This window comes from Cohnella herbarum, assembly GCF_012849095.1.
Lineage (GTDB): Bacteria > Bacillota > Bacilli > Paenibacillales > Paenibacillaceae > Cohnella > Cohnella herbarum.
On the sequence record NZ_CP051680.1, the window covers coordinates 7,466,555 to 7,486,517 of the forward strand.

The 19,963-nt window shown below is 50.7% G+C and carries 21 protein-coding genes, 1 pseudogene and 1 other annotated feature (1 of these 23 only partly in view); of the genes and pseudogenes, 15 read left to right on the plus strand and 7 right to left on the minus strand.

Going from position 1 to position 19,963, the window contains the following annotated elements; translation table 11 throughout:
• Positions 1 to 123: a binding site (T-box leader), on the plus strand; it begins 140 nt to the left of the window's first position.
• A 130-nt stretch (positions 124 to 253) separates the two neighbouring features.
• Positions 254 to 496 (plus strand): hypothetical protein, encoded by a 243-nt coding sequence (locus HH215_RS31340; RefSeq protein ID WP_169283478.1) that lies wholly within the window; start codon positions 254 to 256, stop codon positions 494 to 496.
• A 94-nt stretch (positions 497 to 590) separates the two neighbouring features.
• Positions 591 to 2,195 carry a 2-isopropylmalate synthase gene (locus HH215_RS31345; RefSeq protein ID WP_375140474.1) on the plus strand — a complete coding sequence of 535 codons (1,605 nt, stop codon included), beginning with the start codon at positions 591 to 593 and terminating at the stop codon, positions 2,193 to 2,195.
• A 306-nt stretch (positions 2,196 to 2,501) separates the two neighbouring features.
• On the opposite strand, the pseudogene HH215_RS31350 reads toward HH215_RS31345, so the two are convergent.
• The 3 genes and pseudogenes from HH215_RS31350 to HH215_RS31355 form a co-directional block, all read right to left on the minus strand.
• Positions 2,502 to 3,368 (minus strand): annotated as a pseudogene (locus tag HH215_RS31350) (IS3 family transposase); the annotation flags it as partial.
• An 8-nt stretch (positions 3,369 to 3,376) separates the two neighbouring features.
• A complete protein-coding gene (locus HH215_RS36165) occupies positions 3,377 to 3,673 on the minus strand; it encodes a transposase (protein WP_217362261.1) in 297 nt (98 codons plus the stop codon).
• A gap of 766 nt (positions 3,674 to 4,439) precedes the next feature.
• Entirely contained in the window at positions 4,440 to 6,356 is a 1,917-nt protein-coding gene (locus HH215_RS31355) for an ABC-F family ATP-binding cassette domain-containing protein (protein WP_169283479.1), read from the minus strand.
• Between the two features lie 110 nt (positions 6,357 to 6,466).
• On the opposite strand from HH215_RS31355, the gene HH215_RS31360 reads away from it, so the two are divergent.
• The 9 genes from HH215_RS31360 to groL all read left to right on the plus strand — a co-directional run bounded on the left by HH215_RS31360 (position 6,467) and on the right by groL (position 14,035).
• A complete protein-coding gene (locus HH215_RS31360) occupies positions 6,467 to 7,138 on the plus strand; it encodes a 5-formyltetrahydrofolate cyclo-ligase (RefSeq protein WP_169283480.1) in 672 nt (223 codons plus the stop codon).
• Positions 7,139 to 7,151: 13 nt separating this feature from the next.
• Positions 7,152 to 7,643: a cyclic pyranopterin monophosphate synthase MoaC gene (gene moaC / locus HH215_RS31365; RefSeq protein ID WP_256376654.1), complete on the plus strand. Its 492-nt coding sequence runs from the start codon at positions 7,152 to 7,154 to the stop codon at positions 7,641 to 7,643.
• A gap of 55 nt (positions 7,644 to 7,698) precedes the next feature.
• On the plus strand, positions 7,699 to 8,187 hold the full coding sequence (locus HH215_RS31370) for a MogA/MoaB family molybdenum cofactor biosynthesis protein (protein WP_169283482.1): 489 nt from the start codon (positions 7,699 to 7,701) through the stop codon (positions 8,185 to 8,187).
• A gap of 1 nt (position 8,188) precedes the next feature.
• Complete coding sequence (locus HH215_RS31375) at positions 8,189 to 9,241, plus strand: molybdopterin-binding protein (protein ID WP_254450287.1); 1,053 nt, start codon at positions 8,189 to 8,191, stop codon at positions 9,239 to 9,241.
• Between the two features lie 39 nt (positions 9,242 to 9,280).
• On the plus strand, positions 9,281 to 9,511 hold the full coding sequence (gene tatA, locus HH215_RS31380; protein WP_169283483.1) for a twin-arginine translocase TatA/TatE family subunit: 231 nt from the start codon (positions 9,281 to 9,283) through the stop codon (positions 9,509 to 9,511).
• Between the two features lie 125 nt (positions 9,512 to 9,636).
• A complete protein-coding gene (gene tatC, locus HH215_RS31385) occupies positions 9,637 to 10,413 on the plus strand; it encodes a twin-arginine translocase subunit TatC (protein WP_169283484.1) in 777 nt (258 codons plus the stop codon).
• A gap of 161 nt (positions 10,414 to 10,574) precedes the next feature.
• Positions 10,575 to 11,846, plus strand: a complete 1,272-nt coding sequence (locus tag HH215_RS31390) for a methyl-accepting chemotaxis protein (RefSeq protein ID WP_169283485.1) — start codon at positions 10,575 to 10,577, stop codon at positions 11,844 to 11,846.
• A 240-nt stretch (positions 11,847 to 12,086) separates the two neighbouring features.
• The gene (gene groES / locus HH215_RS31395) at positions 12,087 to 12,371 is read left to right on the plus strand and encodes a co-chaperone GroES (protein WP_130605926.1); all 285 of its coding nucleotides are present in this window, start codon (positions 12,087 to 12,089) and stop codon (positions 12,369 to 12,371) included.
• Positions 12,372 to 12,406: 35 nt separating this feature from the next.
• Positions 12,407 to 14,035 (plus strand): chaperonin GroEL, encoded by a 1,629-nt coding sequence (groL, locus tag HH215_RS31400; protein WP_169283486.1) that lies wholly within the window; start codon positions 12,407 to 12,409, stop codon positions 14,033 to 14,035.
• Positions 14,036 to 14,311: 276 nt separating this feature from the next.
• Here groL and HH215_RS36170 read toward each other — a convergent pair whose 3' ends face one another.
• Together HH215_RS36170 and HH215_RS31410 are read right to left on the minus strand one after the other, a co-directional pair.
• Entirely contained in the window at positions 14,312 to 14,536 is a 225-nt protein-coding gene (locus HH215_RS36170) for a PIN domain-containing protein (RefSeq protein ID WP_217362262.1), read from the minus strand.
• Positions 14,523 to 14,771, minus strand: coding sequence for a hypothetical protein (locus tag HH215_RS31410; RefSeq protein ID WP_169283487.1), 249 nt, complete (start codon positions 14,769 to 14,771; stop codon positions 14,523 to 14,525). The genes HH215_RS36170 and HH215_RS31410 overlap by 14 nt, the downstream gene beginning before the upstream one ends.
• Before the next feature lie 184 nt (positions 14,772 to 14,955).
• Here HH215_RS31410 and HH215_RS36775 point away from each other — a divergent pair, with 184 nt between their 5' ends.
• The gene (locus HH215_RS36775; RefSeq protein WP_256376656.1) at positions 14,956 to 15,084 is read left to right on the plus strand and encodes a hypothetical protein; all 129 of its coding nucleotides are present in this window, start codon (positions 14,956 to 14,958) and stop codon (positions 15,082 to 15,084) included.
• Positions 15,085 to 15,215: 131 nt separating this feature from the next.
• Positions 15,216 to 15,947, plus strand: a complete 732-nt coding sequence (locus tag HH215_RS31415) for a glycerophosphodiester phosphodiesterase (protein WP_169283488.1) — start codon at positions 15,216 to 15,218, stop codon at positions 15,945 to 15,947.
• Positions 15,948 to 16,015: 68 nt separating this feature from the next.
• On the opposite strand, the gene HH215_RS31420 is transcribed toward HH215_RS31415, so the two are convergent.
• The gene (locus HH215_RS31420) at positions 16,016 to 17,749 is read right to left on the minus strand and encodes a methyl-accepting chemotaxis protein (protein WP_169283489.1); all 1,734 of its coding nucleotides are present in this window, start codon (positions 17,747 to 17,749) and stop codon (positions 16,016 to 16,018) included.
• 94 nt (positions 17,750 to 17,843) lie between these two features.
• Between HH215_RS31420 and HH215_RS31425 the strand changes: the two genes are divergently transcribed.
• A complete protein-coding gene (locus HH215_RS31425; RefSeq protein WP_510549644.1) occupies positions 17,844 to 18,032 on the plus strand; it encodes a PH domain-containing protein in 189 nt (62 codons plus the stop codon).
• Positions 18,025 to 19,527 carry a PH domain-containing protein gene (locus HH215_RS31430; protein ID WP_169283491.1) on the plus strand — a complete coding sequence of 501 codons (1,503 nt, stop codon included), beginning with the start codon at positions 18,025 to 18,027 and terminating at the stop codon, positions 19,525 to 19,527. Before HH215_RS31425 ends, HH215_RS31430 begins: the two co-directional genes overlap by 8 nt.
• Positions 19,528 to 19,545: 18 nt before the next feature.
• Here HH215_RS31430 and HH215_RS31435 read toward each other — a convergent pair whose 3' ends face one another.
• Positions 19,546 to 19,890, minus strand: coding sequence for a winged helix-turn-helix transcriptional regulator (locus HH215_RS31435; protein WP_169283492.1), 345 nt, complete (start codon positions 19,888 to 19,890; stop codon positions 19,546 to 19,548).
• Between the last annotated feature and the right edge of the window lie 73 nt (positions 19,891 to 19,963).

Sequence of the window (19,963 nt, forward strand, 5' to 3'; positions counted from 1 at the left end):
ACATTCTTACGGTTAACCCCCGTGATCGGGTCCGAGCGGATATTTCTTGCCGAATTGAACGGCATATGGAAATATCAACGAGAGTGGTACCGCGGATGGCTAATTTAGCCCGCCGTCTCTTATATAGAGATGGTGGGCTTTTATATTTGTATACGCAATGAACGGGAGTAGTAGGACATTCCTCGGGATCAGAGAGCTGCGGGCCGGTGCGACGCAGTCGAAGAGGGAACCGAACTCGCCCGGGAGCGGAACGGTGGAATCGGATTCGGCGTATTATTCAGCCGGCTTCAGGTACATCGATTCGGTTGGCCCCCGATATAGGGCGCTCGCTTATCTTCGATCGACCGAACGGTCGAAGGTGGCGCACAAGTGGGAGGATCCGTTCGTCCGTCGGAAGACGAACCCCTCCAAGCGGAGTGGTACCGCGGCGGCTTACAAGCCCGTCGTCTCTAGCCTTAAGAGACGACGGGCTTTTTGCGTTATCCGGCAGTCGTAGGCGGCGCACCTATCGCTTCCGGACAAACGCACCCGGCGTTCTCTTGGATTGATCCGACATCTCGCAGGGGATGAAATCTAAGGAGGTTAACCTAATGACTAACATGACCAACTCGAATAACTCGACTAACGTAAACACGAATGTTCAAGCTAAACGACGAATCCAAATTTTCGATACGACGCTTAGAGACGGAGAGCAAGCGCCCGGCGCATCGATGAAACCCGAGCAGAAGATCATCATCGCTCGCCAGCTTGCGCGGATGGGCGTGGATATTATCGAGCCTGGATTCCCGATATCCAGCCCGGGAGAGTTTCAGGCCATCCAGCAAATCTCGCGCGAGCTTCAGAACGTGGAAATTTGCGGATTCGCCCGCTGCGTGAAGGCGGATATCGATTCCGCCGTTGCCGCTACTCAAGATGCCGCTCGTCGCAGGCTGCATCTGTTCATTTCCTCGTCGCAGATCCACTTGGACTTCCAACTGCGCAAGACGCAGGACCAAGTGATCGAGATGCTTCGGGGAATGGTTGCCTACGGCAAACAGTTCGTCGATCAGATCGAATTTTCTCCGATGGACGCTTCCCGTTCGAGCGAGGAATTTCTGTTCCGGGTCGTCGAAGCGGCCATCGAAGAGGGAGCGACGATTATCAATATTCCGGATACGATGGGGTACGCGCTGCCTGAAGAATTCGGTCCGTTGTTCACTCGTGTACGTCAAGGCGTACGGGGCGGGGATAAAGTCATTTACAGTACCCATTGCCATAACGATCTTGGTTTGGCGGTCGCGAATAGCTTGGCGGCGATCCGGCATGGCGTTACTCAAGTCGAGGTTAGCGTGAACGGCGTAGGCGAACGCGCGGGCAACTGTTCCTTGGAGGAACTTGTCATGGCGATCGAAACCCGCGGAGACTCGATGGGCGTGGAAACGGGGATTGCCACGGAGCATATTTACGAGACGTCCCGGATGGTCAGCCGCACGATGCATTTCCCGATCGCGTATAACAAGCCGATCGTCGGACGTAACGCATTTCAGCACGAATCCGGCATTCATCAAGACGGCTTGCTGAAAAATCGCAATACGTACGAGATTATGGATCCGGAAGCGATGGGCATTCCGCGGAGCATGATTATCTTGGGCAAACATTCCGGGCGTCACGCCATCAAGCATCGGGTAGCGGAATACGGCATTAAGCTGGGCGACTCGGAGATGGAGGATTTGTACAACCGGTTTAAGGAGAAAGCGGACGAACAAAAAATCATTACGGACGATATGCTGATGCAGTTGGTCGGCGAGTCCACGGATACGATCGTTCAGCCGTATTCTTTGGTCGATCTGCAAGTATTGGCGGGTTCCAACCGTTCCCGGATCGCATCCGTTACGATCTTTAGCGTCGAAGACGAGACGGAGCGCACGTATACGGGCTCGGGTGAAGGACCGCTTGAAGCGGTTATTGCGTGCATTCGCGAGGCGATGCCGGTCGATGCCGTGTTCGAGGACTTGGAGCTCCATTCCCTGTCGACGGGAGAAGACGCGTCCGGCGAAGCCGTCGTAACCGTCATTAGCGATGGCCAACGGAACATCGGAACCGCGATTCACCAGGACATTATTCTTGCGGCGGCGAAAGCATACGTCGCGGCGGTTAACGGGGTTATTCTGGCGCGCAAGATGCGCGAATCCCGTAAAGAAGCTTCAGGCGAGTGATCGGCGGAGGCCACCAATTTGGTGGTCTTTTTCTTTAGCGATTGCAGGCGCAATGGGATCAATTAAGTTTGTTCGTTGATTGTTTCGTTTGGTTACTTAAAAGTTCGGATGTCGTCGCTGTCGTACAATCGAGGGTTACTTTCTAGCGGCTGCCACAGTCGTTATTTAGTCAAAAATAAGCGGTTTAATATTCTAACGGAACTGCACGCCTCTATTCATGTTCAAAGGGTATGTTTAAGCTGGAAAATACTGAAATAAGAGCGCGTATGGACCTCTGTCAAGAAAGTGGACACGCTATAAGAGCGTTTATTTAATACTGCTATAGTACTGAGCTTCGAATTGCGAAGGTGATAAGTAACCTAGCGAACCATGTATTCTCTTACGGTTGTAGAAGAGCTCAATATATACAAACATCTCTTGTTGCGCCTGCGCCTTCGTTTGAAATTTCGTACAGTAAATAAACTCCTTCTTCAGCACGCTGTGGAACGATTCGATACAGGCGTTGTCGTAGCAGTTACCTTTGCGGCTCATGCTTGCTTCCATGCCATATTGCTTTAACCTTTCACGGTATTCATCTGATGCATACTGCGAACCCCGATCAGAGTGGTGTATAAGCCCTTTGGGAGGTTTGTGCGTACTGTATGCCTGATCAAGCGCTGCAAGCACTAAATCGGTTGTCATCCGGTCTGCGAGCTTCCAGCCCACAATCTTACGGGTATATAAATCCAGAACGCTGGCGAGGTACAAACGACCTTCACGGCACGGTATATAGGTAATATCGGTTACCCAAATCTTGTTAGGTGCAGTCGTCTTAAAATCCTGATTCAGCACATTTGGTGCTATAGGTTGATCGTGATTCGAGTCAGTGGTGGTCACTCGGAATTTCTTAGATACACAAGAACGTAAACCATTCTCATGCATGATTTTCCCTACTAAACGTTCAGAAACTGTCCAACCTTCTTTTCGTAGAAGTTTTGTGATTTTAGGGCTACCATACCTGTTGTGAGCGTCTAGGAAAAGCCAGGTGATTCGCGCCAATAGCGCTCTGCGACGCTTCTGATAACTGTTCTGGACGGTCTTCTCCAGAAGCCATTTATAGTAACCGCTCCGTGATACACATAGAACTGTGCACATCTTCTCCATTCGAAACTCGGAGCGATGATCTTCGATGAATTGGAACCTTAGTTCCTTTCTTTGCTGAAGATGTGCATGGCCTTTTTTAGGATAGCGATTTCTTCCTTGAGATCCTCAATCGTGCGTTCTTGCTCCATCAGTTGCTTATCTTTCTGGTGAAGGGTCGCACGATCTACAAGCGGTTCATTCTCAAACTTGCGGTACTTGGTCATCCACTGTTTTAACGTACCACTTGGGATGTTTAAATCTTCTCCGATCTGGGGCAATGTCTTTGTCTGTTCCTGAATGTATTTAACAGTCTGTTCTTTAAACTCTTCACTGTAACGCTGTCTCTTCTCACCCATACCGGACACCTCATCTTCTTATTGTTTTTTATTATCTGTTAGTTCTTATGAGGTGTCCACTTTCTATTCTAGCTGCAGTACAGCCGTTAGATTTTGAAAAGTACCTTTTTGGACGGAATAACGGCTTGTACTTCCGTAAGACATAAGCTTTAATGCGTCAGGCGCTGATTAGGGGATGGAACCCGAATCCACTCCTCCTATTTCAGAAGAGTAAGACGACCGATTTTCCGTCTATCTCATCTGGTTTAAGCCCTTCTGCCGGGTGAGATCGATAGATTTTCCGTCTAACTCCTCTGGTTAAGCCCTTCTGCCGGGCAAGATCGCCGGATGTTCCGTCTAACTCCTCCGATCAAGCGCTTCAGACGAGTGAGTCAGACGGTTTATCCGTCATCTCCTCTGAGTTGCCAGAGCTTCTTAAAGTGGCCGCATTCCTTTACCAATTGCGGGAATTTAGACGCTGTGGACAAACTTATCCACAATGCCTGTGCATACTGTGGACAAGGTCGAAAAACCGTTGATACATCAGCAATGAAAGAAAATCGAGAATCGGATTATTTTTTCACAAATGAAGTGTGGACAGTGTGGGTAATGTGGATAAATCGGTGGAAAACTATGGCTCTTCGCAAAAAGTGACAAAAAAAGCTTGCGTATCAACGATTCGAAAGGGAACGATGGGCCCCTTAAACGGCTCTTGAGATACGCAAGCTGTGTATAACTGTGTGCATAAAGATATTTGGAATCCAGACTTGTGAACGCGTACTTATATTTAATCTTCCATTAAAGCTTCCCACTCCGCATAAGCGTCTTCCAGAGCGACTCTTTTCTGTTCCGCTTCGCCTTGCATATCCCTCAATCTCACGTAATCCGTAACGACCTCGGGAGAAGCCATCTCGAGCTCGAGAGAGGTAATCTCGGACTCCAGCCTAGCGATATCGGCCTCGAGTTGTTCGCGTTTTCGCGTACGCGCGCGATCTTCCCGTTTCGCTTGCTTATCCGCTTCATAGTTACTGACGGCAGGCTGCGTTGAAGGGGAGGCACTGTCGATTTGTGACGATTCCCATTCCTTCATTTGCTCCTTTTTCGCTACCATCTCGTCATAATTTCCCAGGAAATGCGTCACTCCGTCCGGCGCCATTTCGACAATCCGATCGGCGATCCGGTTCAGGAAGTACCTGTCATGGGAAACGAAGATCAGCGTGCCATCGTATTCGTCCAATGCGGCTTCGAGCACTTCGCGGCTCATCAAATCCAGATGGTTCGTCGGTTCATCCAGCAAGAGAACGTTCGCTTTGAGAAGCATGAGCTTCGAAAGCGCGACGCGCGCTTTTTCCCCGCCGCTAAGGGCGCTTACCTTCTTGCGCACGTCGTCGCCGCTAAACAGGAAGTTGCCGAGTACGGTGCGGATTTCAGCTTCGGGCTGCATAGGATAGGCGCTCCACACTTCCTCAAGCACCGTGTTAGCCGGATTAAGCTCCCGTTGCATCTGGTCGTAGTAGCCAAGAGAGACGCCGGCGCCCCACTCGAACACTCCGGTACGCAGCGGCAGCTTCTCGATTAGCGCGTGGAGCAAGGTGGTTTTCCCGACCCCGTTGGGGCCAAGAAGCGCCAGCCTTTCCCCTCTTTTTACCTCGAAGCTAACGTTGCGAAACAATGGAGCCATCTCCGTCTTGGGAGCGGCTGAGCAATTAAAAGCCCTGAGAACTTCCTTGCCGCTGCGGCGTTCCGTAGAAAAGGAGAAACTCGCTTGACGCAACGTGTTCGGCTTCTCCAAGCGTTCGATTCTTTCCAGGGCATTGCGTCTGCTCTGAGCTCGCCTAGTCGTGGAGGCACGAACGATATTTCGCTGCACGAAGTCTTCCATTCGGGAGATTTCTTTGCGTTGTTGTTCATAAAGCTTAAGCTGCTGGGCGAAAGCCGCGGCTTTCAGATCCATGAACCGGCTATAGTTTCCGGTGTAGCGCGTTGCCGCATGCCGTTCGATCTCTACGATAGCCGTAACCGTGGCATCAAGGAAGTAACGGTCATGGGAAACGATCACCATGGCTCCTGCGTACGATCGTAAATATTGCTCCAGCCAAGTCAGCGTATCGATATCCAGATGATTGGTCGGTTCGTCTAGAAGCAAAAGCTCGGGTTGTACGAGCAGCAATCTGGCCAGGGCCAGTCTCGTTCGTTGTCCGCCGCTAAGGGAAGCCACTTCGGTATCGGGCGCGAAGCTGCCGAATCCCATCCCATGGAGGATGCTGCGGATGCGGTTATTCATTTCAAACCCGCCGTTCTCCCTGAACTTCTCGCTAACGTCCGCGTATTGGGCAAGCAAAGTCTCGTATCGTTCGGGATGTTCGAGCTCTTGGGGATCCGCGACACGCGCCTCTAAGCCTTGTAATATCCGTTCTTGTTCGAGCAGGGGACCGAACGCGGAATTCATCTCTTCCATGATCGTACGATGGCCTTGAAGTCCGCCGTTCTGAGCAAGGTAGCCGACTTTAAGCTCCCTAGGCTTCGAAACCGCTCCGGTATCGGCGGTCAGTTCTCCGGCCAGGATGCGAAGAAAAGTGGATTTGCCCGCCCCGTTAACGCCGACTAAGCCGATGCGGTCGCGTTCATTGATTTGGAGCGATACCCCGTCCAATACGGGAGTGACGCCGTAATGTTTAGTAATGTTGGATGCTTGTAGCAGCAAGAGGAATCCCTCCGACGATTTCTTTTCGACTCACCTCCCAAGTGTACCGTAAATGCGCAAGAAAAGTCCAAGTCGTTATTCTTTGGCGAAATTAGGCATTCAATGATAAAATGAAAAGAGATTTTCACGGAGTTCAGAAGGTAGGCCTGCAGATTATGGGGGAGAGCGAAGGGATTATCGGCAAGGCCGAATGGCGACGCCGACTGGCGGGCTTAAGAGACGGATTGTCTGCGGACGAGCGGACAAACAGATCCGAGAAGCTTTGCGAACGTGTCCGGCTAGAGGTGCTCGATCCGTTGCGTATTCGGTCGAATCGTCCCTTGAACGTGTGCGCGTACGCGCCTTTTCGGTCGGAGTCTTCGCCGCTGCCGTTGATTAAGAACAGTTGGGAACAGGGTGACCGCATATTCGCGCCAAGAATAATTCCGGGCGGAGAAGGAATGGAGCTACGCGAGGTCGAAGCATTGTCAGACTGGATTCCCGGCAAATGGGGAGTTCCGGAGCCCGACCCGCAAAAAACTTTATTAATAGAAGGAAGGCAGCCTCTGGACGTCGTTCTCGTGCCGGGCATTGCTTTTCACATACAAGGCGGTAGATTGGGCTACGGAGGCGGTTATTACGATCGCTTGTACGCCGATAGGTTGCTTTCGGGAAACGGCGAGACGATATGGCTCGGCTTTTGTTTTGCGGCGCAGGTCGTGACGGAGCTCTTGCCGATCGAGCCCCATGATCTCCGATTATCGGGAGTGGCAACGGAAGAACGGGTCGTATGGTTTAGATAGGGGGAGTATGACAGTGGGGAACGACACGACAGATTTTACGCATTTTAATGATCAAGGACGCGCGAAGATGGTAGATGTCTCCGACAAAGCCGTGACGGCCAGAGTAGCGGTTGCCGAAGGGGCCGTTACGATGGCTCCGGAGACGCTGCAACGAATTCGGGAGCGTTCCGTGGCCAAAGGGGACGTGCTTTCCGTCGCACAGATCGCCGGTATCCAAGCGGCGAAGAAGACATCGGATTGGATACCGATGTGTCATCCGCTACCGTTAACGGGAGTCGATATCCGTTTTTCGGACAACGGTGCAGACACGCTTCGGATTACGGCAGAGGTAAAAACAACGGGCAAAACCGGCGTAGAGATGGAAGCTTTGACCGCCGTGTCGGCTGCTGCCCTTACCGTATACGATATGTGCAAAGCATTACAGAAGGATATGGTTATCGGACCTATACAACTGTTGGTCAAGACGGGCGGCAAGAGCGGGGATTACGCCTTGGCGACCGAGTAACGGAAAGACAAAGACAAAGACAAAGCTCGTACTCATGGGTGCGGAGGGATGAAGAATGCGTTGGAAAGTTGCTTTATTAACGGCTAGCGATAAAGGTTCGCGCGGGGAACGCGAAGATACGAGCGCACAGGTCATTCGGGAATTGGTCGAAGAAGAATTGCACGGGGACATTATCGATTACCGGATCGTACCGGACGATCAGGATGAATTGCGGGCGGCTCTGATCGAGATGGCGGATTATTATCAAGCGGATCTCATATTGACGACTGGCGGCACGGGACTCGCGTTCCGCGACGTCACTCCGGAGGCGACGTTGATGGTCGCGGAACGCATCGTGCCGGGGATTCCGGAAGCGATGCGCGCAGCCGTGACCCAGCGCTCCCGGCAAGGCATGCTGTTTCGGGGCATTTGCGCGATTCGCGGCCGTACCTTGATTCTGAATTTACCGGGGGATCCGAAGGGCGTTCACGAGCATCTGATGGCCGTTATGGATATGCTGCCGGAAGCGCTCGATCAAGTGAAAGGCTTAAGAGGGGAGCATTAAGATGACGATGCCCGGCTTACCCTCGGATCATCGCTCCACCGTCATCGGTTCCTCTTTGCTTAAAGAAGTGATGGTAGAAGACGCTGTAGGGATGGTGCTGGCCCATGACTTGACGCAAATCGTTCCCGGGGAGTTCAAGGGAAGATTATTTCGCAAAGGCCATGTCGTTGTCAGTGAAGACATTCCTAAGCTGAAGGATATCGGTAAAGAGAACCTATACGTGATAGAGCTCGCGCCAACGGATCTTCACGAGGACGATGCGGCTCTCAGAATGGCGGCCGCTTTGGGCGGAGTTAATACGACCATAGGAGAGCCGCACGAGGGCAAGGTGTCGATCAAGTCGGATATCCTCGGGATCGCCGGAATCGCGCGGGAAGTCGTAGACGAGATTAACCGGCTGGGAGAAATCGCTCTCGCTTCCGTGACGAACCATCGCGTCGTATTCCCGGGAGACGGATTGGCGGCGACAAGGGCGATTCCGCTCATCGTACCCGAACATAAGGTTCAAGCCGTCGAATCGATTGCCGGCGATTATCGGAAGAGGCATGGAATTGCCCCGATCAGCGTTCGGCCGTTTCGATTGATGAAGGCGGGGTTGTTAACGACGGGGAGCGAAGTGTTCTCGGGAAGAATCGCGGACAAGTTCGGCCCGGCGGTGAAGGCGAAGCTCGAAGCGCTAGGTTCCGAAGTTGCGGAGCAACGTTTCGCTCCAGACGATCGACATATAATTGTCAACGAAATTCACTATTTCCTGAATCAAGGGTATGATATGATACTCGTAACGGGTGGAATGTCAGTGGATCCCGACGATCGTACTCCGGGAGCCATCGCGGATGCGGGAACGGATATCGTAAGCTACGGCACTCCGATGTTGCCGGGCTCGATGCTGTTGTTCGGCTACATACGCGGAGTACCGATATTCGGCTTGCCGGGTTGCGTGATGCATGACCCCTATACCTCATTTGACGTCTTGTTGCCGAGAATTCTGGCTGGAGATACGGTTGTGAAGGAAGATATCGTCGGAATGGGATACGGAGGGCTTCATCGCTGCTAGAAATCCTGATTTCGCATAACAGAAACGGAGGTTTAACTTATGGGTGGCATCGGTGCATCCGGTATTATTTTGCTTGTATTGATCGCGTTGCTATTATTCGGACCGAATAAATTGCCTGAATTGGGTAAAGCGTTCGGCCGCACGTTGCGCGAGTTCAAGAAGGGCGCTAACGATCTAATGGACGATACTAAGGAACGTCAACCAACTCGCGTGGATGTCTCTTCCGAAGAGACTCAGCAACCGAAAACGGAACGGCGTCTCCCGGAATGAGCGGGATTGGCAATGAATCATTAAGGGGCTGTCCTTCGACGCAGATGAATCATTTGCGAAGGGGACAGCCCTGTTGTCGTACTCGAGGTCAATGATCTGTCAGCACATGGAGGCGAAGCGATATCATGGAGGAAAAACCAAGCCCGTTGAAGCCGGAGGAGTGGATGCCGTTAACGGAGCATTTGGGCGAACTGCGCAAGCGGATCATCTATACTTTGATCGTATTCGTACTCGGATTGGTCGGAGGGTTGTTCGCTTCCCAGCCCGTGTTCGATTATTTAGTGGAGGCCGCCCCGGTGAAAAACCTGGACCTTCACGCGTTCTCGCCGTGGGACGCGATCGGCTTATATATGAAATTCGCGATCGCAATCTCGCTTGTCATCGCCCTTCCGTTCGCGATGTTCCAGCTTTGGTCCTTCGTTCGGCCGGCGCTGGGTCCTAAGGAGCAGAAGTCTACATTGCAATTCGTTCCGTGGGCGTTGATTATGTTTTTGATCGGATTGGCTTTTTCCTATTTCGTCGTCTTTCCGATGGCATTCCTGTTCACGGAAAAAATTACGAATAACTTGGGGCTGGAACAAACTTACGGGGTCACGCAGTATTTCTCGTTTCTTTTCAATATTCTCCTGCCCATTTCTCTGCTGTTCGAATTACCGCTCGTTATCCTCTTTCTCAGTCGGATCGGAATATTGACCCCCGCGATTCTCGTCAAAATGCGCAAGGTCGCTTGGTTCATACTGATCTTTGTCGGAGTCTTGGTTACCCCTCCGGACGTCGTTTCCGATTTGATGGTGGCGGTGCCTCTGATTTTGCTATACGAGTTTAGCGTGATCTTGTCGAGAATCGCATACGGCAAACGTATGAAAACACGGGAAGACGCGGCAATCGGGCAAGAGGATTAAGCGGAGTGCTGCCCCTTTCTCCCTAGGGACTATAGAACGAGCCATATCGCCAAAAAGAACCATAAAGGATCAAATTTCGATATTCCAAATGGAAAAATTATGATACACTGGTCTCAAGTAAGGGCTTACAACGGCCGTTCGAATCCGGGAGGGACTAGTGCATGCGCGATATGACTTTAGGTCGTAAGATTACGTTAGGTTACGTAGGCATGATTGTGTTGCTGGCATTGGCGTTCGTACTACTGTTAACGGGAATGGATTTCGCGGAACATAAGGTTTTATTCATCGAGATGATCGTCATTATCCTGATCATCGCGGGCGCGAGCGGTTTAGGCTTAATGTGGTTGGTACGCAATCTGACCGAATCCATTGGCGGCGTAACCTCCACGCTCAGGAATATCGCTTCTTCCGGAGGAGACTTAACGAGACGCATACATATCCGATCCACCGATGAGATGGGGGATCTTGCAGGCGCGGCTAATCATATGCTCGACGGCTTGCAGAAGATGATGAAGGAGCTGCGCGAAAGCACGGCGGAGTTAGCCGCTTCCGCAATCTTGCTCAAGCAGGGCGCGGACGAGAACGCTCGCGTGAGCAGCGAAGTATCCAAAGCGGTAGAGAAAGTAGCGGCAGGCTCGGAAACCCAGGTTGCGCAATCGCAGGAAATTTCGGCGACGATGCAAGAAACTTTAGACGGTTTGAATCAGGTTGCGTCAACGACAACGGGAGTATCGGATGCGGCGCAATCGACCGTTAGCCGAGCGGAAGCCGGGTCCGAGCTGCTGCAATCGACCTCGGTGGAAATCGCCCAAGTCGGCAAAGCCTTCCGTTCTCTTCAAGAAGTGGTAAGAGGGTTGAACCACAAATCCGAGCAGGTGCGCGAAGTTATCGGCTATATTTCGGAAGTCGCGAACCAGACGAACTTGCTGGCGCTTAACGCGGCTATCGAGGCCGCTCGCGCCGGCGAGCACGGAAGAGGGTTTGCGGTCGTCGCGGGAGAGATTCGCAAACTCGCGGATCAGACTCAGCAATCCGCGGTTCAGATCGGAGACACGATCGGTACGATGTCGAGCGATATCGGACAAGTCGTGACGATGTTCGAACAAAGCTCCGGGCAAGTATTTACGGCGGTTGAAAGCATGGGAAATGCGGAGGAAACTTTCCGCGATATCGTCGGCAAGGTCGGTCAATTGAGCTCTAACATCGTCGATGTCGCCGCCTCGGTCGAGCAAATGTCGGCCGGCAGTACATCCGTCGTTCAATCGATACAAGACATTTCCCGAATTACCGAAGAAACGGCTTCTTTCACGGAGCAAGTATCGGCGATGACGGAGCAGCAATTGTCTTCTACGGAGGAGATGGCGCGTACGGCCGAGAATCTCAGCACGATGGCTTCCAGGCTGAAGGGTCTCGTCGGAAACTTCAAAACTTAATTACGGTTGTTCTCCAAGTAATCTCGATGGGGAATGGGCCAATTCATTCGATGCGAATCCGCTATAAACGCGGATTCGCATTTTTTTGTATAGGTTTTAATGCATTTTAACGCAAAAGGACTTGAAAACCATCTGTAAAAACCGTATCATAGAAAATGGTTATTAGCACTTAACACAATTGAGTGCTAACAGAAGAATGGCTTCAAATAAAACTTAAAATTTAAGAAGGAGGCTATTTACATGATTAAACCTTTGGGTGACCGCGTTCTCGTAGAAGCGAACGCAAAAGAAGAAAAAACGATCAGCGGTATCGTATTGCCGGATAACGCAAAAGAAAAGCCGCAAGAAGGAACGATTATCGCGGTGGGTAGCGGAGCTTTAACTAAAGACGGTGAACGGATCGCGCTTGAGGTAAAAGAAGGCGACCGCGTATTGTTCTCTAAATATGCAGGTACGGAAATCAAATACGAAGGCAAAGAGTATTTGATCATGAAAGAAAGCGATATTCACGCGATCGTAGGCTAATTAATATTAACAGATTCTAAGGAGGGTACTTAACGATGGCTAAAGAAATTAAATTCAGCGAAGACGCTCGTCGCTCGATGCTTCGCGGTGTAGACGCATTGGCGAACGTAGTTAAAGTAACGCTTGGACCTAAAGGTCGTAACGTCGTTCTGGAGAAAAAATTCGGTTCTCCTCTGATCACGAACGATGGCGTAACGATTGCGAAAGAAATCGAGCTGGAAGACGCATTCGAGAACATGGGCGCGCAACTGGTTAAAGAAGTCGCAACCAAAACGAACGACATCGCCGGCGACGGTACGACAACGGCAACGGTTCTTGCTCAAGCGATGATTCGCGAAGGCTTGAAAAACGTAACGGCTGGCGCTAACCCTATGGTTATCCGTAAAGGTATCGATAAAGCGGTTAGAGCGGCAGTTGAAGAATTGCAAAAAATCTCTAAACCGGTTGAAGGTCGTAACGACATCGCTCAAGTAGCTGCAATCTCCGCTGCCGATGATGAAGTAGGTCAACTGATCGCCGATGCGATGGATAAAGTCGGCAAAGACGGAGTTATTACCGTTGAAGAATCCAAAGGCTTCAACACGGATCTTGAAGTCGTTGAAGGTATGCAATTCGATCGCGGCTACATCACTCCGTACATGATTACCGATACGGACAAAATGGAAGCTAATCTGGATAACCCGCTGATCCTGATCACGGACAAGAAAATCTCGAACATTCAAGAGATCTTGCCTGTTCTGGAGAAAGTCGTTCAATCCGGCAAGCAATTGCTGATCATCGCGGAAGACATCGAAGGCGAAGCATTGTCTACGCTCGTCGTTAACCGTCTGCGCGGTACGTTCACTTGCGTCGGCGTTAAAGCTCCTGGCTTCGGCGATCGTCGTAAAGCGATGCTGCAAGATATCGCCGCTCTTACCGGCGGTCAAGTGATCACGGAAGAACTCGGCTTAGAGCTGAAATCGACTACGATCCAACAATTGGGTACGGCACGTCAAGTGCGCGTAAACAAAGAAAACACGATCGTCGTAGACGGTGCTGGAGACAAAGCCGATATCGATGCTCGCGTAAACCAAATCAAAGCGCAAATCGAAGATACGACTTCCGATTTCGACCGCGAGAAATTGCAAGAGCGTCTGGCTAAACTGGCTGGCGGCGTTGCGGTAATCAAAGTCGGCGCAGCTACAGAAACAGAATTGAAAGAGCGCAAACTTCGTATCGAAGATGCTCTGAACGCGACTCGCGCGGCTGTTGAAGAAGGTATCGTTTCCGGTGGCGGTACTGCCCTCGTTAACGTATACGCTGCCGTTGCTGCTGTAAGCGCGGAAGGCGACGAGAAAACAGGCGTTAACATCATCCTTCGCGCTCTCGAAGAGCCGATTCGTACGATCGCTGCTAACGCTGGCCAAGAAGGCTCCGTTATCGTTGAGCGTCTGAAGAAGGAAGCAGTCGGCACAGGTTACAACGCTGCTTCCGGCGAATGGGTTAACATGTTCGAAGCGGGCATCATCGACCCTGTTAAAGTTACTCGTTCCGCGTTGCAGAACGCTGCATCCGTAGCGGCTGTCTTCTTGACAACCGAAGCGGTTATCGCCGACAAGCCGGAACCGAACAAACCGGCAGGCGGCGGAATGCCTGATATGGGCGGAATGGGCGGCATGATGTAAACTGACCTGAGATCCCTTGAGTAGCATAGGGTCTCAAGTTAGAAAACGTCATTTGATTACATGATGAAAAATTAGGCTTCTCACAAGTTCAGATTGAACTTTGTGAGAAGCCTATTTTATTAAGCGTTGTGTAGATCATCAATCATTTGGTTAAGCTTCTTGTCAAAAGTGAAAACAGTATACCCACCTATCTTCGAGTAGGCGAAAAGCAGGGAGTCAACAAAATCGATTTTTATATCACTGTAGACCTTTAAAGCTTCGATCAGGATATTTCTGTCATGCATTGATAGTGTTGCCGTAGGAAAGTAAGTTCCGTAACGAATCAAAGATATGAACTCGCTCCACTTTATATATCTTTTCCAATACATAAACGGCTTCGGCAATAACTTCATTCGGAATAAAAATATAGTGGTCTTCAATCTTTTCTCGGGCTTGTTCTAAGAATTGATCAACATCTTGAAGCAAGTACCGCAAAATTAAATTTGCATCAACGATGTTCATGTTTTTCTTGCACACCCTTTTCCCAGGCATCTTGTTCGTATTGGATTAAATCCAATTTGGAGTACTGTTTCAATGCGCCTCTAGCGGTGGGAGAAGAGGGAACTGAAAGTTTGAATGGAGATGGGTCTCCGATAGGTAATATGATTAATTCAACATCCTGATTCCGAAGGCTTTCAGGGAGATCGACGATATGCTTTAGAGCATCGCTGTTGGTTATTTTTCTGACGAAATTCAAATTAATCACCTTCCTTAGTTAAAGTATAGCCGATTCAGAATTGACTCACAATTACCAATCTTACAGTCGCTCCAGCCTCTGTTGAGAGCTGAATGAGAAAAATGAATAAATGATTAAAAATCCGATTGTCGGTGTAATTAGAATATAGATAAGCTCGAAACTATGAAAAATGGGGTGAATGAAAATGAATAAAATCGCGATTCTGGTTATGTTAATCTCCTTATTGAATCCGCAAGCCGTCGTCACTTCCGTTGATAACGTCATTACGATTACGAAAGATAATGTCGTGACGACTTATGAAGTAAACGAATAGTTTTCGTTTGAAGAGCAGGCTCGAGCAGGAGGGATGACCTCCTGCTTTTTTTGTCTTGACAGCGCCAGCCCGCCGTAGGTATATTCATTTCTATCATCGAATGGATATCATGAGGGAAGGAAGCGGGAGGAATGGCAATCCATCATAAGCCTCTGATCATCGCGCACAGAGGCGCGGCGGGAGAAGCGCCGGAAAACACGCTCGCGGCGTTCCGGCTAGGTATGGAGCAAGGCTGCGACGCGATCGAATTGGATATTCACCTGTCCAAGGACGGGGAGATTATCGTCTGTCACGATGAGACGATCGACCGAACGAGCGACGGGACCGGTGCGATCCGGGAGCTGACCGTAGCGGAAATAAAGCGGGCGGATGCCGGCGGATGGTTTAGCGAGAAGTATGCGGGCGAGCGAATCCCCTTGCTAGAGGAAGTATTCGAACTTGTTCCTTCTAGCATTATGATCAATATAGAGATCAAGAGTTCGTTCGAGCAACGCTTAGAAACGACTTTAGCCCGATTGCTTCGGCGAACGGCAAGGCTTTCGAGCGTTGTCGTGTCGTCTTTCGATTTCAATTGCTTGGCGGTCTTAAAACAAATCGAACCGGAAGCGCGAATCGGTCTCCTATATGAGGATAAGGCAACGCTTGCCGATCCGACAAATCAGCTAACCGTTCCGGTGTATTCCCTCCATCCCTACTTCGGCAAGCTGGACATCGAAGACGCGCGCGAAGCGGTGCGTCAAGGGCTTCGGGTATATCCGTGGACGGTTAATGGAGAGGAACAAATTCGGCTGATGATCGAATACGGCGTCTCGGGCGTCATTACCGATTATCCGGGCAGAATGAAAAAAATATTGGGAAGTTAACGGAAGAAGCGGGCTTAGCGCAATTGCGCTAAGCCCGCTTTTTTTGATGCGTTGACGGAATTTGCAGACTATAGTTTGAAAAACCGGACGGAAGCGTTGAGGTTCTTCACGATATGTTGCAATTGCTCGGATGAGGAAGCAATATTCTCGGCTAGGGCAAGCTGTTCTTCCGTAGCCGCCGAGACGTTCTGCGCCTTGCCGGCGATTTCTCGCGCGGAGGATGAGGATTGCTCCATGCTTGCCGATACTTCTTCCGAGCTTGCCGACATTTGTTGCGTGATCGCCGACGTATCGTGGATTTGTTCGGCGACTTGTTTGATGGATTCCACGATCGTTTCAAAGCCGATGGCCACATTGTCCATGATGGAGTTTCCTTCTTCGAACTGGAAAGCGGTCGTTTTCATATATTCCGAAGCCTGTTCGATCTCGCTTCTCGTATCGGCAATGAGATCGTTGATGCTTTGGGCGGATTCTAGCGAGTGAGTCGCAAGCTTGCGGATTTCCTGGGCGACAACCGCGAAGCCCCGGCCATGTTCTCCGGCTCTGGCGGCCTCAATAGAAGCATTTAGCGACAAAATCCCCGTCTGAGTAGCGAAGTTCGTGATGTTTTCCGTAATTGAGCCGATTTCTGCCGATTTATCGTTCAGGGTGTCTACGCTGCGATTGAGTTCCATGATCGTTCCCAACATTTGCTCCATCTGCATCTTCATCTTTTGTAACAGCTCGCTGCCTTGGTCGGCTTGGAGATTCGTTTGGTAGGAATGATCGGAGATCGCGTTCGTGCTTTCGGCGATTCTCTGAACGCCAAAAGACATTTCGCCGATCGCTTTGGTCGTTTCATCCGCGACATTCGATTGGGTATCGACGAGGGATGTCACCTCTTGAATATTATCCGCGACATGGCCGGCTGCGGAAGAAGATTCCCGTGCGCTTAGCGCCAGCTCCTCGGATGCCGTCTCGACTTGATAGGCGCTATCGGCAATGCTGCCGATCAACTCGCGCATTTTGCCGATCATCCCGTCTACCGACATTAAGATTTGCCCGAGCTCGTCCTTATCGTACTTAGGTTGAGGCTCGTATTTGAGATCGCCCAACGAGACTTGTTTCGTTTTCGACTGAACCAAGGAAACCGTTCTGCTTACTTTGCGAATGAGTATCGCTCCGAATAAGAGCAAGAGAATCCACTCAACAATCAACGTGCCATAGATGAGCATATCGGACTGCTCTTTGTTTGCCGTGATCTTTTTCAATTCGCCCATGGCATAAGTTTCGAGAATTTCGCCGAACTCGTTGATGTTCCCGCGCGCGACTTCGAAGTCTAGCTGCAGCTTCGTTTCGTTCTCTACGGTAAAGGTATTCGACTTAATATATGTATTCGCTTCCTGTGCCCATTCGTTAAAACGAACATCGACCTCTTCCATGATCGCGTCGATCGATTTGTTGCTCGATTCATGTCTTAAGCCGCTCAAACGCTTGTTAGCGAGTATGGTTAACGCCTCGTTAATCCGTTCGTTTGCCTGCTGCACGTTTTCGTTGAAATCATGGATAGATTTGCTCTTTTTCTCTTGCGTTACGTGTGCGGATTGCAATTGCTGGTAAGCGCTGGAGGCTTGATACATATCCCTGTCCGCGTTCAGAACGAGACTCGTAGCCTTGTTGCTAGTCTCGTAAAGCACGTCCGTCAGTTTATCGATGTTCGAGGAGTTAAGTTGGAGAAGGTAGAGCGCTGTAGCAGCAAATAAAACAAGCGGGGTAAGGAGTAAAAAAAGCAGCTTCGTTCTAACGGAAACATTGTTCATCATGTTGGTCTTCTCCCTTTGAGGTCTGATGTTAGCAAGTATACTTACTATATATCGGTATAGCGTCGCGTAAATGTAGTGGATACAGGATATCGTCATTCCGATGGTTAAGGTTCAACATGTCGAACTGACCAGCGGACCGCTTATGCGCAAGAAGGAATTGGCGGATGTCGTTATCGTTACGGCAGCGACTAAGCATTCTATTCATGGGTTGGAAAAGGATCATGCCGAGGCTGTGCAGCGGAGAATAGCCGTATGGGCGAGAGTGAGGGAAGACGATGTCTGAGCCTGTGGTCCGCCGTCAGCATCCCCTCTATTTCCTAGTGATTATCGCGGAATGGCTTAAACCCCTTCTTGTTCCGATTGTTGTATTCGTCGTTATTAATCGCAGGGGAAATCCGGACGAATGGCCGCCGATCGTCTTTTACGGCATTGTTGCCGCTTTTGTAGTGCAATTCGTTGCCGGATATCTTTCGTGGCGCAGGTTTACCTATGTCAGAGACGATCGGCAGTTGCTTGTCCGAAGCGGCGTATTGTTTCGACAGGTCAAGGCGATTCATCGCAATCGCGTGCACTCGATTCAAATTCAACAGCCGTTTATCCAAAGGATGTTAGGAATCTCGCAGGTTGTCGTCGAAACCGCGGGAGGCGGGGGAAAGCCGGAAGTCGTCATTCGAGCGGTATCGCTCGAGGAAGCCGAAGCTATTCAAGCGCTGGCGCGTAGAGACTTAGAGGAGATCCCGGTTGTCGAGGAAGATCAGTCTTCGGCTTCGGAATCGATTGCGCGGACGGCCTCTCGACCGATCGCTATGCTGGCGGCGGACGAAACCGCACCGACGAGCATACAGAGCATACACGTATCTTCGAAGACATTGACCTTAGCCGCGCTTACGACCACCAATATTCAGTTAACGTTGGCCTTTATAGCAGGAATTGCATCGTTCGCGGACGATATTCTAGGAAAATCGGTGTATGAATCCCTTGCCGATACCGCGATGAAGAGTTTGAACGGGCCATTCGCGATTGTGATTTGGTCGGGAGTCGCTTTATTGTTGGCTTGGGTATTGTCTATCGGGCTTTACGTATGGAAATACGCGGGCTTTAAACTTGAACGGAACGGGGATCGAATTACGGTCAGCCATGGCTTGTTAGAGAAACGGCAGCTCACGTTCTCCGTGGCTAAAGTTCAAGCGGTTCTATTCGTCGAAGGGCTATTGCGCAAGCCGTTGGGACGGGGGGAAGTCCGATTGCTGGTCGTGCAATCCGATAAGGAAACGTCGGTTATGCTCCATCCCTACTTAAAAGCCGACGAGCTAGAAGGTTTGTTGGCAAGCCTAATGCCGGATGTTAAGCCGATTGCTCCGACGATCGTTCCGGAAGGCAAAGCTTGGCTTGCTTTTGTCCGGTGGAAGGCGATCGTAACGGGAGTAGCCGCAGCCGGACTTATCTATGGATTCGGTTTCGCGTTGGCTTGGCCGGCGCTATTGCTGCTTCCTCTAGTCGCGTGGTGGGGATACGCGCAATTTCGCAGCGAGGCCGCGGGGACGGACGGAAGCCATTTCGTGCTGAGGCATCGCAGGCTTGCGGTTACGACCGCGTGGATGCGCAGAAAACATATCCAAGCGTTAACGATGCATGCATCGGTTATTCAGCGCCGCAAAGGCCGAAGAGACGTACGAGCGGCCGTGATGGGTGGGTTGAAAGGGACTGTTTTGACCGCGCGCATGCTTCCCGTTGAGGATACGGAGCGAATCGGAAAATGGTTCTCTAGACGATCGTAGAGACCGTCAGCATCGGCATTAGCTCCATCTGGCCGCCCAAAGCTTCATTTCCTTGACGATTTGGTGCAGATCTTCTCCTTTGGGAGTTAACGTATACTCGACGGTTACCGGAACGGTCGGGAATACGGTGCGAGTCAGAACGCCTTTCTCTTCCATGTGCCGCAGCGTGCTCGTAAGCGCGCGAGGACTGACGGAAGCGATGCTGCGTTGAAGCTCTCCGAAACGCCGGGTGCCGCAGAACAACTCCCTTAGTACGAGAAAAGCCCATTTTCCGCCGATGACGTCCAATGTTTTCTCAATGGAGCACTCTATGACTTCGGGTACTTTAGGGATCGTGTAAGATTCCGTGGATGGTGTTGTCATGATAGGAACGCCTCCATATGATCAATAATATATAAAGTATAGCTAAGAGCATTATAGCTTATTATGAATGGAA